Genomic DNA, 14,226 nt, shown 5'->3' with positions numbered 1-14,226 from the left:
ACTAGGCCGAGCCGGTCGGCGGGAACGGCTGGGGCTGCGGCTGGTCCGGCCCGTGGTCGTGGTCGCGGTCCCCGGGCTGGTCGCGATGGTCGCGGTCGCCGGGCTGGTCGCGGTGATCGCGGTCGCCGGGACGGCCCTGGTCGTCGCCGTGGTTCTGGTTCCAGTCCGGGTCGGCGATCTGGCTCACGACCGGGACGCCGCTGTCGGCGGTCGCGGCGGAGGCGGGGATGGCGAGCGCGGCGAGTGGCACGGTGACCAGGGCGCTGGCGATGGCGACGCGGGCGGACAGTCGGCGCAGTCGCGACGGGTTCTTCGACGAGGTGTTCAACGTGCAATACCTTTCTCGGGGAGGGAACAGCCGGTCGGCTGCCCTGGTCACCCATCAAAGAGTCCGCGCCAAGGTTTGCTCTTGGTCCCACCTGTGACCCCGCTGGGAATCCTGGAACACCGATTCACCCCACTAGGCTGGCCGTCGTGGGACGACAGGCCGACAACCGAGCAGTCCGGAATGGTGCAGCCCAGAGTGGCGCACCCATGCAATTCGTCGCCGACCTCCGCGACATCGCCGTGCCCGACCCCGGCTTACGCACTGTGACCGACCCCGAGCGCGCCGCCGAACTCGTCGCGGCCGAGACCCGGGATCGGCTCGATGCGGTGCTCGAGGCCATCGAAGGTGACCCGATACTCATGCTGTCCGGCGGCGTCGACTCGATCCTGCTGGCGGCGACTGCCGTCGATCTCGGCTACCGCCCGCGTGCGGTCACCGTGTCGACCGGGGACGGCACCGATCGTGTGAACGCGACCGCGGTGGCTGCGGCGCTGGGTCTCGATCACGACATTGTCGAACTCGACGGGCCGGCCGTCGTGGCATTGGCTCGGGAGGCCATCGAGCGGTTGAAACTGGCTGAGTTGTGGGAGGTTTCGTATGCCGTTCCGATGCTCGCGATCCGGCCGCTCCTGGACCGCCTCGATACCGTCGGGCCGATCCTGACCGGCAGCGGCGCGGACGCGATCTTCGCGGGCGGTAAAACCCTTGTGAGCCAGACCGATTCCGAGGCTGTCGCGGAACTCGACCGGATCATCCGCAAAGAGTCTGCCCATAACTTCACTTACGCCCGTCGCCTGGTCCCCGATTTCTATGCGCGAATCTTGGGTGGGCACGCGGACCGCCTTGTCCATGTATTTCAGACCGTCCGCTTCTGGGAGTTGGCCGAAACTTTCGCGCCCCCGGCTTTGTTCGAGAAACAGGGCGACGAGCTGATCGACAAGCTGTGTGTCCGGATCGCCTGCGAACAACTGCTGCCCGAATCGGTGCGGAAGCTGGCCTGGTCGAAGAAGTCGGCGATTCAGCACTCGGCGGGCATCATGGGCGCACTGTCGGCCGCGGCCCGTGCCGAAGCTGCGACACTCCCGGGCGCTCAGACCTACACCGACCCGCTCACGGAGTCCTTCGAGGCCGTAGCCACCCGCCTGTACCTGGCCCGCCTCGCCGCCACCCCAACCCCTGACCAAGATCAAGGCTGGATGAACTCGATCGCGGACTCGGGGTTGGTCGCGGGTGCGCCCATGAGCATGTCCTGGTGGGTGCTGACCTGCTCGCGCAAGGCCTCGACGATCGCGGCCACTTCCGGACGCCGCAGCGTTTCGGCGCGGGCCACGAGCCAATAGGTCAGGCGGACCGAGATTTCCGGGAGGACGCGGACCAGGTCCGCATGTAGGTCGGCCATGAAGCAGGGGAGCAGACCCAGCCCGGCCGCGGCGCGGGTTGCCTCCACGTGCACGAAGACATTGGTGGAGGAGATCGACTCCCGCATCATCGGCGCGAAGGTTGGGGCCAGGTCCAGATCGTCGACCTGCAGCATCGAGTCGATGAAGTAGACCAGCGGATGCTGGGCCAGGTCCTCGACCGAACGCGGCGCGGGGTGGTCGGCCAGGTAGCCGTGCGAGGCGTAGAGCGCGAGGGTGTAATCCCCGAGCGGGATCGCGCGGGCTCGGCGTAGCTGGGGTTTGCCGACCACCACTTCGATATCGAAGCCGGAGCGTTGCAGCGAGGCCAGGCGGGTCGCGGTGACGATCTCGACGGAGAGCTTGGGGTGCCGGCGCTGCACCGAGGCGATGGCGGGGGCCGCGAGGTACGCGCTGAACCCGTCGGTGGCCGACATGCGGACCACGCCTTCGAGTGTCGGCGTATCGGAAGTCAGTGAGCGAACGGCGGATTCGATGGCCTCGGCGGCGGTCAGCGCCTCGCGGCCGAGATCGGTGAGCTCCCAGCCGCCCGCGCCGCGGATCAGCACCCGGCCGCCCAGCGCCTGTTCCAGCGCGGCGATCCGCCGGGAGATGGTGGTGTGGTTGATCCCCAGTTCCTCGGCCGCCGAGACGTAGCGGCCCGTCCGGCCGACGGACAGCAGGACCAGCAAATCATCCGGGCTCGGGCGGCTTGTGGCGGGGGTCACGCTCATTTCTGCATTCTTGCAGATTGTGGCTGCGGAACTGGTCATTGCAGCCAGCGGCGATGTGCACGAATACTCCTTGGCATCGAAGTTTGTGGGCCGCATCACAGATGAGGGTGAGGCGGCCCGAGCGTGAAGGAGTTGCGCGATGAGCGTCCCGGATACTCGACCGGAAGCGGGCGGCGCCCTGGCCGGATTACGGCGCGTGGTCGCCGCGTCCATGGCGGGGACGGTGGTCGAGTGGTACGAGTTCTTCCTCTACGGCACTGCGGCCACCCTGGTGTTCAGCAAGGTGTTCTTCAAGAGCGGCGGCAATGATCTCGACGCCATCCTGGCCGCGTTCATCACCTACGCGGTCGGCTTCGCGGCAAGGCCGTTGGGCGGCATCGTCTTCGGCCACTACGGCGACAAGCACGGCCGCAAGAAGCTGCTGCAGCTGAGCCTGGTGCTGGTCGGCGCGGCCACCTTCCTGATGGGCTGTCTGCCGACCTTCCACCAGGTCGGCTATCTCGCCCCGGTGCTGCTGGTGGTGCTGCGCTTCGTGCAGGGCTTCGCCATCGGCGGCGAGTGGGGCGGCGCGGTTCTGCTTGTGGCCGAACACAGTCCGAGCCGCAGTCGCGCGTTCTGGGCGTCGTGGCCGCAGGCGGCGGTGCCGCTGGGCAATATGCTGGCGACGGTCGTGCTGCTGGCGCTGACCTCGACGCTGTCGGACGCGGCCTTCCTGTCGTGGGGCTGGCGCGTGGCCTTCTGGCTCTCGGCGGTGGTCGTGCTGATCGGCTACTACGTGCGCACCAAGATCACCGACGCGCCCATTTTCGTTGCCGCGCAACAGCTTGCCGAGCAGGAGAAGTCGAAGTCGTTCAGCGCGCTCGAGGTGTTCAAGCGCTACCCGCGCGGCGTGTTCGTCGCGATGGGGCTGCGCTTCGGCGAGAACATCATGTACTACCTGGTGGTCACCTTCTCGATCACCTATCTCAAGGTGCATGTCGGCGCGAACACCAAGGTGATCCTGTGGTGGCTGCTGGTCGCGCACGCGGTGCACTTCCTGGTGATTCCGCAGGTCGGACGGCTCTCGGATCGCTACGGCCGCAAGCCGGTCTACCTGGCGGGCGCGCTGCTGGCCGGCACCTGGGGCTTCTTCGCCTTCCCGATGATGGACTCCAAGAACAACATGGTCATCCTGTCCGCCATCGTGATCGGCCTGATCTTCCACGGCATGATGTACTCCGCGCAGCCCGCGATCATGGCCGAGATGTTCCCCACCCGCATGCGGTATTCCGGTGTGTCCCTTGGTTATCAGGTGACCTCGCTGGTGGCGGGTTCGCTCGCGCCGATCATCGCGGTGCGACTGCTGAAGGACTACAAGTCCTCGGTGCCGATCGCCTGGTACCTGGCCGCCGCCGCGGCGGTGACCGTGGTGGCGGTGCTCTTCGCCCGCGAGACCAAGGGCATCGACCTGGAGGCAATCGATGCGGCGGACGCGAACGGAACTGCGGTACAACATGATTCGAAGCAGAACGACCCTAAGGTGACGGTGGCATGACGGAGACGACCGGACCCCTGCTCGGTGAGCTGGCCGGACGGACGGCATTGGTGACGGGCGGCGCGAGCGGTATCGGGGCGGCCTGCGCCCGCGAGCTCGCCGCCCGCGGGGCGGAGGTGACCGTCGCCGATATCGACGGCGACGGAGCGGAGAAGGTGGCCGCCGATATCGGTGGCCACACCTGGCAGGTGGATCTGTCCGATGTCACCGCGTTGGAGGAACTGACCCTGGCGACCGACATCCTGGTGAACAACGCCGGGGTGCAGACGGTCAGCCCGATCACCGAATTCGCCCCCGAACGCTTCCGCTTCATGCTCGCCCTGATGGTGGAGGCGCCGTTCCTGCTCACCCGCGCGGCGCTGCCGCACATGTACAAGCAGGGGTACGGCCGGATCATCAATCTCTCGTCGGTACACGGCCTTCGGGCCTCGGCCTTCAAGGCGGCGTACGTGACCGCCAAGCACGCGCTGGAGGGGCTGTCCAAGGTGACCGCGCTCGAGGGCGGGCCGTACGGGGTGACCAGCAACTGCGTCAACCCCGGATATGTGCGAACCCCGCTGGTGGACAAGCAGATCGCCGATCAGGCCTTCGCGCACGGCATTCCCGAGCAGGAGGTGGTGGAGCGAATCATGCTGACCGACAACGCGATCAAGCGTCTGGTGGAGCCGGAGGAGGTGGCTTCGCTGGTCGGCTGGCTGGCCTCCGACTCGGCCCGCATGGTCACCGGGGCCTCGTACACCATGGACGGCGGATGGAGCGCCCGATGATCGACCTGGCGCAGGTGGCGGGCGCACCGCAATGGATGCCGAGCGAAGACGACATCGCGACAGCCCGGATCACCGACTTCACCCGATTCGTGCAGCAGCGCTACGGGATTCAGGCCGACGACTACGCGGCGCTGTGGCAGTGGTCGGTCGAGGACATCGAGGGCTTCTGGTGGATGGTCTGGGAGTACTTCGAGCTGGGTGCGGCACCCGTCGAGGTGCTCGCCTCCACCGAGATGCCCGGTGCGCGATGGTTCCCCGGTGCACGTCTCAACTACGTGGACCAGGTGGCCAGGCGGGCCCGCACCGACCGGCCCGCCATCATCGCCATGAGCGAGGACACCCCGCGCCGGGATCTGTCCTGGGCGGAAATGCTCTCCCGCACAGCCATTCTCGCACGTTCCCTGCGGGAGCTCGGGGTCGGTCCCGGTGACCGGGTGGCGGGTTATCTGCCCAATATTCCCGAGGCCGTGATCGCCTTCCTCGCCACCGCGAGCATCGGCGCGATCTGGAGTGCGTGCGGCCAGGACTACACCGCCTCGGCCGCGCTCGATCGGCTCGGGCAGCTCGAGCCGACCGTGCTGGTCACCGCGGACGGCTACCGCTACGGCGGCAAAGCGCACGACAAGATCGACGAAATCGCGGCGCTACGTGAGGGTTTGCCGTCGCTGCGGGGGACCGTGCTGGTATCCCGGCTCGGGCGCACCCTGCCCGATGTCCTGGACTGGAATGACGCCACCGAGGAGCTGTTCGCGGCGGAACCGCCCGCGCTCACCTCGGAGCCGGTCGATTTCGAGCATCCGCTGTGGGTGCTGTACTCGTCCGGCACCACCGGCAAGCCCAAGGGCATCGTCCACGGACACGGCGGCGTCGTGCTCGAGCATCTGAAAGCGCTGGCCCTGCAATCCGATATCGGACGTGACGACACGTTCTTCTGGTACACCAGCCCCAGCTGGATGATGTGGAACTTCCAGGTCTCCGGGTTGCTCACGGGTGCGACCATCGTCTGCTACGACGGCAGCCCCTCGCATCCCGCGCCGGATGCGTTGTGGGCGTTGGCTTCCCGCACCGGAACGACGGTGCTCGGCACGAGCCCGGGCTATGTCCTCTCCTGCGAGAAGGCGGGCTCGCATCCAGCGATCGCCCACGGCCTGACCGCCCTGCGTCAGATCGGGATCACCGGTTCGGCCTTCCCGGCATCGTCGTCGATCTGGTTGCGCGACAACGTCGGCGACATCCCGGTCTCCTCCATCAGTGGCGGCACCGATGTGGTCTCGGCCTTCATGGGTGGCGTCCGCACCCTCCCGGTCCGCCCCGGCGAGCTCTCCGCCCCGTATCTCGGTGTGGCACTGGAGGCTTGGGATTCCTCCGGCGAACCCGTCCAGCACGCCGTCGGCGAACTGGTCATCACCAAGCCGATGCCCTCGATGCCGGTGTCGTTCTGGAACGACCCCGACGGCACCCGCTACCGCGACGCCTACTTCGACATGTACCCCGGCGTCTGGCGGCACGGCGACTGGATCACCCGAACCCCGCACGGCGGCATCACAATTCACGGCCGCTCAGATTCCACCCTGAATCGCAACGGCATCCGCATGGGCAGCGCCGACATCTACCAAACCGTCGAATCACTCCCCGAAATCGCCGAATCCCTGGTCCTCGGCATCGAACAACCCGACGCCGGCTACTGGATGCCCCTGTTCGTAGTCCTCGCCCCCGGCCAGACCCTGACCGCCGAACTACGCCAGCGCATCGCCGCCGCCATCCGCACCGACCTCTCACCCCGCCACGTCCCCGACGAAATCATCGAGGCCCCGGGCATCCCCCACACCCGCACCGGCAAGAAACTCGAAGTGCCGTTGAAACGCCTGTTCCAGGGCGCGGATCCGGCCCGCGTCGTCGACCCCACCGCGATCGACGATCCGTCCTTACTGGCCTGGTACCTCCAGCATCGATCCCACTCCGCGACCCGAATCGCGGCGCGCACGGATTGATTCCGGCAGCTGATATTCGGCTGATCCGGCGGCCGGGTTGTCCCGCCGAGCCGCCGAGTGGCACAACACTGAGGGGATTTGTCCAAAATCGCCACGATGATGTGCCACTCGGCGGGTGGTTAGAGTGCTGAGGGTGGAGGACAAGCATTTGGTCTACTGCCGGATCGAGCGCGAGGGCGCGGTGCTGGTGATTCGGCGCGCGCCCGGGGTGTTCCTGGCGGGCCGGTGGGAATTGCCCGGCGGCGGCGTGGAATCGGGTGAGCACCCGGAGGCGGCTGCAATCCGCGAGGTCGGCGAGGAAACCGGCCTCGCAGTCGAGATCGTCGAGGAGCGATCGACGCACTCGTGGATGGATGTGGCCGGGCGTCCCTTGCGGATCCACGCCCGAGTTTATGACGCGGCCGAAAACGAATCCCGCAGCGTCACACTCAATCCCGCCGAGCACGACCACCACGCCTGGGTCACCCCTGACCAGGCCCACGCACTCGACCTCGCCGACCACTTCCGAGACGCGGTGCTCGGCGGCGCCTAGCGTGGTCCTCGGTGAGCCGATCCACGCCGGAGCACCGCGCCGCGCCCGATAGTGCCCACCGCGAGCTGAGCGGCGAAGGCGCTGGCCACGTCGATGACGAACGGGGCATGGAGCCGCGCCGAGCCTCGTGCACCGGGTCGGCTCGGGGCCGGGCGGCACGCGAAACGCCGGGGGCGTCAGTAGGTGGGTGGAGTCGAATTGGCCGGAGTCGTCGAGCTGACGGGGGTCGAGGAGGTGAGCATGCCGACGGCGACGGTGACTGCCGCATCGAGGGCGATCGAAGCGCCCGCTGCCGGAGTTTGATCGAGGATCTTGCCTGCCTTGGTGGAATCGGTGACCTTCGTGGTGGTCTGCTGCAAGGTTCCCTTCCATCCGAGGGCCTGCAGCTTCGCCTTCGCGGTGTCGAAGCTGAGGCCCACCAGGTTGGGCACGGTGATGGTGGTCATGGTCGGTCCGGTCGAGATGTAGACCGTGACCGTCGTACCGGCGGCGCGGGTGGTTCCGGCGGCCGGATCCAGTTCTACCACTGTGCCTTTCGTGCGTTTGTCGTCGCGTTGCACCTCCTTCACTACGAATCCGGCCTTCTCCAGCTGCGCCTTCGCCTCGGCGATCGCGCTGCCGACGACGTCGGGGATCGCGATGGTCTTCGGCTGCGGCTGGGTGGTCACCGGCTGTGTCGTTCGGGGCGGCGTGTACGGCGGCTCGGTGGTGGGCTTCGCCTCGGTCGTGGTGGGCTGGGCCGTGGTCGGTTCGGTGGTGGTGATCGCCGGTTGCGTCGTGGTGGTCACCGGCGCCGCGGAGGTCGAGGCCGTCGGATGTCCGTTGTCGGCGCGCGCCAGGAAGTAGGCCACCAGCGCCAGCACCGTCACCAGCGCCAACCCGATCACGATCCGCGCCGTGCGGCCGCCCCGGCCGGAAGGGGCTGGGCCGGTGCCGATTCCCGCATCGCGCGGACCGGTCGGTTCGGGTGGCGGTGACGTCACGAGCTGCGTGGGTGGCAGCCCCGCCCGGTTGGGGGTCGTGCCGGGCTGAGTGGATGGCGTGGCGGAAACGGCAGGTGGAGGCCCTGACTGGGCCGACATCGGCCTGGGCGGCATGGCAGAGCCCGGCGCGACCCGTGTCGTAACGGGCCGCAGTGCGGTGCGCGTGGTGTTGGGCCTCGGCCCGGTATCCGGATTGCCGGGACGAGGTGCCGTGGTGGCGGGCCTCGGGCCGGTATCCGGATGCGCCGGGCGCTGAGCCGTAGGGCCGGGTCTGGTTCCCGTATCCGAACTTCCGGGCCTCGGCGCGGTGCGGGTGGTGGCGAATCGTGGCCCGCTGAGCTGATCGGTGGTGCGTGCCGGGCCGGTGTTCATCGGGGGAGTCTGCTTGAGGACCTGCGCCGCGCTCCATGCCAGATGCGAGCAGCTGTCGTACCGGCGCTCCGGTTCCTTGGCCAGGGCCCGCGTGATCACATCGTCGAAACCCCTGGGCAGCATCGGGTTTCGCTGTGATGGCAGCGGGATCGGCTCGTAGGCGTGCCCGTGGATGATCCGGCCCACGTTCTGCCCGGGATACGGCGCCTCCCCGGTCAGCATGTGAAACAGCGTGCACCCCAGCGAATAAACGTCCGCCCGCGGATCGACCTCGCCCGGCCGAGTCAGCCGCTCCGGCGCCGCGTACTGGAAGCTCGCCAGGATCTCCCCGTGCTGGGTCAACTGCCGGCTCTCGTCGATCGCCTTGGCGATCCCGAAGTCGGTGAGCAGCACCCGTTCCGGCCGCCCGTCGGCGAGCAGGATATTGGCGGGCTTCACATCCCGGTGCAGGATCCCGGTCTCGTGCGCGTGGTCCAGCGCCGCCGCGGTCTCGGCGACGATCCGCACCGCCCGCGCCGGATGCATGGGCCCCTCCCGCAGCGCCCGCGCCACATCGCTGCCGTCGACGAAGGTCATGGAGATCCACAGCCGGTCGTCGTCCTCGCCGCGCGCATACACGGTCACGATGTTCGGATGCTGCAGCCGCGCAACGGTATCTGCCTCGCGCCGGAACCGCACCTTGTGCTCGTACTCCCCGCCGTCGGGCATGCTCAACAGCTTCAATGCCACGAATCGCGGCAGATCCCGATCCCGCGCCTGATACACGGCGCCCATCCCGCCGGCACCCAGCTTCCGCAGAATCTGGTATCCGGCGAAATACTCGCCCGGCTCTAGCCTGGTAACCACTGCCACCTCCCCGTCGCATGAATATCGCGAGAAAGGTCGAGAGCGAATCAGTGCGCCATCGAGAGCGAATCAGTGCGCCGCCATCACGACCTCGGCGCGCGCGGCGAGTCGCGAGCGGGTCGCTGCCCAGAGCAGCAGGGCGCAGAGCGAATACACGGCACCGATCAGGCAGGACGCCGGCCAGCCCCGGGTGCTGTAGGCCCAGGCTGTGGTGAGCGCGCCCAGTGCGGAACCCAGGGAGTAGAAGGACATGTACGCGCCGATGACGGTGCTGGCCCGGGTCGGGTGGGCCGTGGTCAGGAGGTGCTGGCTGCTGACATGGACCGCCTGGACGGCGAAGTCGAGCAGGACAATGCCCGCAATCAAGAACCAGAGGGTCGGTTCGGTTCGCGCGATGAGCAGCCAGGATGCCGTGAGCAAGGCCAGCGACCATCCCGTAATCGTTTGCGCACGACCGGAATCGGCCCATCGGCCCGCCCTGGCGGCACCGAGTGCTCCGGCCAGGCCCGCGAATCCGAACAGGCCGATCACGGTGCTGCCGAAATTCCACGGGGCCGAGCCGAGCGGCAGGGCGAGTCCGCTCCACAGGGTTCCGAAGGACGCGAACAGGAAGAACGCGATCAGACCGCGGACCAGGAACAGGCGATCCGTGCGCACCAAACCGGCCATCGATACCAAGGTGGGGAGGTAATGCGCGCCAGCGGTTCTCGGATCCGAGGGCAGCGCGGCGCGGACCATCGGGGCGAGCAGCACGCACAGCAGCGAGAGCAGCGCGTACACCGCCCGCCAGCCGATCGTGTCACCCAGCAGCCCGGCGAGAATCCGCACACCCAGGATGCCGAGCACCACCCCCGACGTGACCGCGCCGATGTTCCGGCCCCGCTCCTCGGGCGCGGACACGGCGGCGGCGTAGGCGACCGTCACCTGGACCACCACCGCGAACACGCCCGCGCAAACCAGGCCCGCGAACGCGACCACCCCGTTCGGCGCGACCGCCACCATTCCGGCCCCGATCGCCGTCAGCAACAGCTGCGCGCCAATGAGCTTGCGGCGGTTGACGACATCGCCCAGCGGGACGAGCGCCACCAGCCCCGCGAAGTAGCCGATCTGCCCGGCGGCGACCAGCCAGCCCAGCGACCCGGCATCCAATCCCAGGTCACCGCCTGCTTTTTCGAGCACCGGCTGGATCGCGTAGATCGTCGACACCGCCACCGCGCACACCAGTGCCAGCACGAATCTCTGCACTCCCGTGATTCCCGTCGTCACCACGCCTCCCGAATCAGTAGCAAAATGAAACTATTCGAAGAGTAGGTACTATTGGTTTCGAATTGCAACCGATCGGGAGGAGCTGCGATGACCGCGACACTCGGCGAAGGCCGTGCGTGGACCGATCCCATCTGCCCCGTCGCTCGCGCGGTCGACTTGGTGGGCGACCGCTGGAGCCTGCTCATCGTGCGCGACGCCATGGACGGCGCGGCCACCTTCACCGAGTTCCAGCAGCGGCTCGGGATCGCCCGCAATATCCTCACCGACCGGCTGCGCAGACTCGTGGAGTCCGGGATTCTGGTGACCACCACCGCGCCCGGCGGTAAACGGCACAGCTACGAATTGACCTCGGCCGGTGCGGATCTCTTCACCGCTATCGTGGCACTGCGGCAGTGGGGTGAACGACATGCCTTCGAGGACAATGAATCCCGATCGGTGCTGCTGGATCTCGACGATCAGCCGATCGCCGAACTGCGCCCGCGGAACCGGACCGGCAAGCCGGTCACCGCGGCCACGACCAGCGTGCGAAAAGTGTCCTGACGCAACGGGATAACGCTACGAGATGTAGGCGATGAGTTCGTCGATGTAGGAGCGGAAGAGGCTGGCCATGTCGACCGAGTCCGGGTCGACGAGCCATTGGAGTTGGAGGCCGTCCATCATGGCGAAGACCTGGCGGGCGACGACGGCCGGATCGATGCCCGCGCGGATGCTGCCGTCATCGATGCCCGCCTGCAACGCCGCGGACAGGTACACCTGTAGCAGGCGGTAGCGGTTCAGGGCCCACTCGTGGGCGGGGTGGTCGGCGGTGACGGCCTCGCTGGTGAGGACCGTGAACAGACGGACCAGTCCCGGCACGTGCATGTTGTGGTCGACCAGCTGGGCCAGGCGCAGCAGCGCGTCCTTGCCATGTAACTGCTGGTCGAAGCCCAATCGGTCGTAGTCGAGGCGGTCGCGGTAATCGAGCACCGCGGACAGCAGGGCCGCCTTGTTGGGGAAGTAGTGCAACAGGCCGGGCTGGGACAGGCCGCAGCGGTCGGCGATCTCGGCGATGGAGGTGCTGCGATAGCCGTTGTCGGCGAAGGCTTTCAGGGCCTCGTCGATGATCTGCTCGCGGCGGTCGTCGCCCCGGCGGCGGCGTCGGGGGTGGGGCGTCATGAGGTGGGACACTAGTCAAGGGTGTTGAGCAGGCAAAATCCTGCAATGGTCACGAAACGATAACAGTACCTAATGACCACTCGGTAAACTGGATTTCCACTGGCACACTCGTGCCAGCCGTACAGGGCAGTACGAGGGAAGGGATTGCCGATGAGTCAGGCCCCGATCACGCCGATCACGCTGCGGGGAGCCGCCGGAAAGCTGGCCGGGTGGCAGATCGAGCCGCCCGCCGAGCGCCGCGGCACCGTGCTGCTGGTGCCGGGCTTCACCGGATCCAAGGAAGACTTCGAGGCCGTGCTGCCGCTGCTGGCCGAGGCCGGGTATCGGGCGTTCGCCTACGACCAGCGCGGGCAGTGGCAGTCCGAGGGGCCCGACGAGGTGTCGGGCTACACCATGGCCGATTTCGTCGGCGACCTGCAGGGCGTGGTGGATCAGATCTCCCCGGATGAGCCGATCCACCTGGTCGGGCATTCCTTCGGCGGGTATGTCTCCCGCGTCGCGGTGGTCGAGCGGCCCGGTCGTTTCCGCAGCTTCACCCTGCTCGCCTCCGGCCCGTCCTCGGTGGAGGACATCAACTTCCCGCCGCCGCAGCTGGTCGCGCAGATGGTGGAAGCCGGTGGGCAGGAACTCATCTGGCAGCAGATGAGCACCGCGATGTTCGAGGCCGGGCAGCAGCCGTCGCCGGCGCGCATGGAGTTCCTGCATCAGCGGATCCTGCAGACCAAGAAGGCCAATATTCTGGGAATTCTCGGCTGTATGACCGAGCCGCCGCTGAAAGATCCCTCGGCGCTGCGTGATTCGGGCGTACCGCTGCTGGTCGCGTACGGCGACACCAACGATCTGTGGGCGCCGGAGGTGCACGAGGCGTTCGCGAAGCAGCTCGGTGCGCAGACGGTCGTGTTCCACGGTTCCGGCCATGTTCCGAACGAGGATGTCCCCGAACAGGTATCCGCCGCCCTGGTGAACTTCTGGAAGGAACAGGCATGACCGACGTCATCGACGATCTGCTCGCGAAGCTCGACCTGCCCGCCAAGATCCGCCTGGTCTCCGGCGCGAATTTCTTCCGCTTCGCCGGTGATTCGAGCATCGGGCTGGCGGAGATGCCGGTCTCCGACGGCCCGTCCGGCGTGCGCGGCGAGCAGTGGGACGAGCGCGACCCCTCGGTGAGCCTGCCCTCGGGCACCGCGCTGGCCGCCACCTGGGATCGCGATCTGCTCACCGAGATCGGCGCGCTGATCGCCGCCGAGGCGCGGCGCAAGGACGTGTACGCGGTCCTCGGCCCCACCATCAACCTGCATCGATCCCCACTCGGCGGGAGGCATTTCGAATGCTTCTCCGAGGATCCGATGCTCACCGCCGAGATCGCCGAGGCGTACGTGCGATCGGTGCAGGCGCACGGGGTGAGCGCGTGCCCGAAGCACTACGTGGCCAACGATTCCGAGACCGAGCGCTTCACCGCCGACGTGATCGCGGATGAGCGGACGCTGCGCGAGCTGTACCTGTACCCGTTCGAGCGCTCCGTGGAGGCGGGCGCGTGGATGATCATGGCCGCCTACAACTCGGTCAACGGCGTCACCATGACCGAGAACGAGCTGCTCGACGAACCGCTCAAGGGCGAGTGGGGATTCGACGGCGTGGTGGTCTCGGACTGGACCGCCGTGCGCTCGACCGCCGGTGCGGCCAAGGGCAATGACCTGGCCATGCCGGGTCCGTGGGAGCTGTGGGGCGCGCCGCTGGAGGAAGCGGTGCGCAACGGCGAGGTGCCCGAGTCCGCCATTGACGAAAAGGTCCGGCGCATCCTGCGATTCGCGGTCCGGGTGGGTGCGTTGAACGGGTCGCCGCAGCCGGTGCGGCCGTTCACCGACGAGGCCGCGCAGCGCGTCGTCCGCGAGGCCGCCGCCAAGGCCATGGTGCTCGCCGCCAATGACGGCACCCTGCCGCTGGGCAAGCCCGCGCAGGTCGCGCTGCTCGGATCCGCCGCCGCCGAACCGCGTTTCATGGGTGGCGGCAGTGCCACCGTGATTCCCGCGCACACCACCTCGCCGTTGCAGGGGCTCTCGGAGGTGTTGCCAGTGGTCCACACGCCCGGTGTTCACCTGAGCGAGAACATGATTCCGGTGCCGCTGGAGCTGGTCACCGATCCGGAGACCGGCGCCGAGGGGCTGTCGCTGCGCTACCTCGACGGCGATGAGGTGCTGGAGGCCGAGCATCGCACCGCGGGCAGCCTTATGCTGTTCGGCAATCCGAATGCCATGCGGGCCAAGGCCATCGAACTCCGCGGCCGCCTGCGCGCCGACGCCGCGGGGGAGTGGCGCATCGGT

General features: G+C 67.9%; 12 protein-coding genes and 1 pseudogene. 8 read left to right on the top strand and 5 right to left on the bottom strand.

The features are described 5' to 3' along the window. Position 1 precedes the first annotated feature (1 nt). Positions 2-328 carry a hypothetical protein gene (locus ON43_RS40505; RefSeq protein ID WP_040816265.1) on the bottom strand — a complete coding sequence of 109 codons (327 nt, stop codon included), beginning with the start codon at positions 326-328 and terminating at the stop codon, positions 2-4. 206 nt (positions 329-534) lie between these two features. Here ON43_RS40505 and ON43_RS46620 point away from each other — a divergent pair. Beyond that, a pseudogene (locus ON43_RS46620) lies at positions 535-1,095 on the top strand (asparagine synthase-related protein); the annotation flags it as partial. Between the two features lie 419 nt (positions 1,096-1,514). Here the strand turns inward: ON43_RS46620 and ON43_RS40495 are convergent. Further along, the gene (locus ON43_RS40495; RefSeq protein ID WP_086008115.1) at positions 1,515-2,459 is read right to left on the bottom strand and encodes a LysR family transcriptional regulator; all 945 of its coding nucleotides are present in this window, start codon (positions 2,457-2,459) and stop codon (positions 1,515-1,517) included. Positions 2,460-2,598: 139 nt separating this feature from the next. On the opposite strand from ON43_RS40495, the gene ON43_RS40490 reads away from it, so the two are divergent. From ON43_RS40490 to ON43_RS40475, 4 genes are all read left to right on the top strand, one after another. Beyond that, positions 2,599-3,993: an MFS transporter gene (locus tag ON43_RS40490; protein WP_040816262.1), complete on the top strand. Its 1,395-nt coding sequence runs from the start codon at positions 2,599-2,601 to the stop codon at positions 3,991-3,993. Continuing rightward, entirely contained in the window at positions 3,990-4,760 is a 771-nt protein-coding gene (locus ON43_RS40485) for a 3-hydroxybutyrate dehydrogenase (RefSeq protein WP_040816260.1), read from the top strand. The genes ON43_RS40490 and ON43_RS40485 overlap by 4 nt, the downstream gene beginning before the upstream one ends. Then, positions 4,757-6,751 carry an acetoacetate--CoA ligase gene (locus ON43_RS40480; protein ID WP_040816357.1) on the top strand — a complete coding sequence of 665 codons (1,995 nt, stop codon included), beginning with the start codon at positions 4,757-4,759 and terminating at the stop codon, positions 6,749-6,751. The genes ON43_RS40485 and ON43_RS40480 overlap by 4 nt, the downstream gene beginning before the upstream one ends. A 133-nt stretch (positions 6,752-6,884) precedes the next feature. Next, positions 6,885-7,283 (top strand): NUDIX domain-containing protein, encoded by a 399-nt coding sequence (locus tag ON43_RS40475; protein ID WP_040816259.1) that lies wholly within the window; start codon positions 6,885-6,887, stop codon positions 7,281-7,283. 176 nt (positions 7,284-7,459) lie between these two features. On the opposite strand, the gene ON43_RS43255 is transcribed toward ON43_RS40475, so the two are convergent. After that, positions 7,460-9,484: a protein kinase domain-containing protein gene (locus ON43_RS43255; protein WP_157514430.1), complete on the bottom strand. Its 2,025-nt coding sequence runs from the start codon at positions 9,482-9,484 to the stop codon at positions 7,460-7,462. A gap of 69 nt (positions 9,485-9,553) precedes the next feature. Then, a complete protein-coding gene (locus ON43_RS40465; protein ID WP_040816353.1) occupies positions 9,554-10,750 on the bottom strand; it encodes an MFS transporter in 1,197 nt (398 codons plus the stop codon). 87 nt (positions 10,751-10,837) lie between these two features. On the opposite strand from ON43_RS40465, the gene ON43_RS40460 reads away from it, so the two are divergent. Beyond that, positions 10,838-11,290 (top strand): winged helix-turn-helix transcriptional regulator, encoded by a 453-nt coding sequence (locus ON43_RS40460; RefSeq protein ID WP_040816257.1) that lies wholly within the window; start codon positions 10,838-10,840, stop codon positions 11,288-11,290. Between the two features lie 15 nt (positions 11,291-11,305). On the opposite strand, the gene ON43_RS40455 is transcribed toward ON43_RS40460, so the two are convergent. After that, positions 11,306-11,905 (bottom strand): TetR/AcrR family transcriptional regulator, encoded by a 600-nt coding sequence (locus tag ON43_RS40455; RefSeq protein ID WP_040816255.1) that lies wholly within the window; start codon positions 11,903-11,905, stop codon positions 11,306-11,308. A 150-nt stretch (positions 11,906-12,055) separates the two neighbouring features. Here ON43_RS40455 and ON43_RS40450 point away from each other — a divergent pair, with 150 nt between their 5' ends. Next, positions 12,056-12,892 (top strand): alpha/beta fold hydrolase, encoded by an 837-nt coding sequence (locus tag ON43_RS40450; RefSeq protein ID WP_051180132.1) that lies wholly within the window; start codon positions 12,056-12,058, stop codon positions 12,890-12,892. After that, on the top strand, positions 12,889-14,226 hold a 1,338-nt coding region (locus ON43_RS40445), incomplete at its 3' end, for a glycoside hydrolase family 3 protein (RefSeq protein WP_040816253.1). The genes ON43_RS40450 and ON43_RS40445, both read left to right, overlap by 4 nt.

It is taken from the genome of Nocardia concava NBRC 100430, assembly GCF_000308815.1.
Classification (GTDB): domain Bacteria; phylum Actinomycetota; class Actinomycetes; order Mycobacteriales; family Mycobacteriaceae; genus Nocardia; species Nocardia concava.
This window is presented reverse-complemented; position numbering and strand designations above follow the sequence as displayed.

Coding starts and splice junctions, on each gene's coding strand:
- ON43_RS40485 (WP_040816260.1), top strand. CDS start 3,990: ATGACGGAGACGACCGGACCCCTGCTCGGTGAGCTGGCCGGACGGACG.
- ON43_RS40490 (WP_040816262.1), top strand. CDS start 2,599: ATGAGCGTCCCGGATACTCGACCGGAAGCGGGCGGCGCCCTGGCCGGA.
- ON43_RS40455 (WP_040816255.1), bottom strand. CDS start 11,905: ATGACGCCCCACCCCCGACGCCGCCGCCGGGGCGACGACCGCCGCGAG.
- ON43_RS40480 (WP_040816357.1), top strand. CDS start 4,757: ATGATCGACCTGGCGCAGGTGGCGGGCGCACCGCAATGGATGCCGAGC.
- ON43_RS40450 (WP_051180132.1), top strand. CDS start 12,056: ATGAGTCAGGCCCCGATCACGCCGATCACGCTGCGGGGAGCCGCCGGA.
- ON43_RS40460 (WP_040816257.1), top strand. CDS start 10,838: ATGACCGCGACACTCGGCGAAGGCCGTGCGTGGACCGATCCCATCTGC.
- ON43_RS40495 (WP_086008115.1), bottom strand. CDS start 2,459: ATGAGCGTGACCCCCGCCACAAGCCGCCCGAGCCCGGATGATTTGCTG.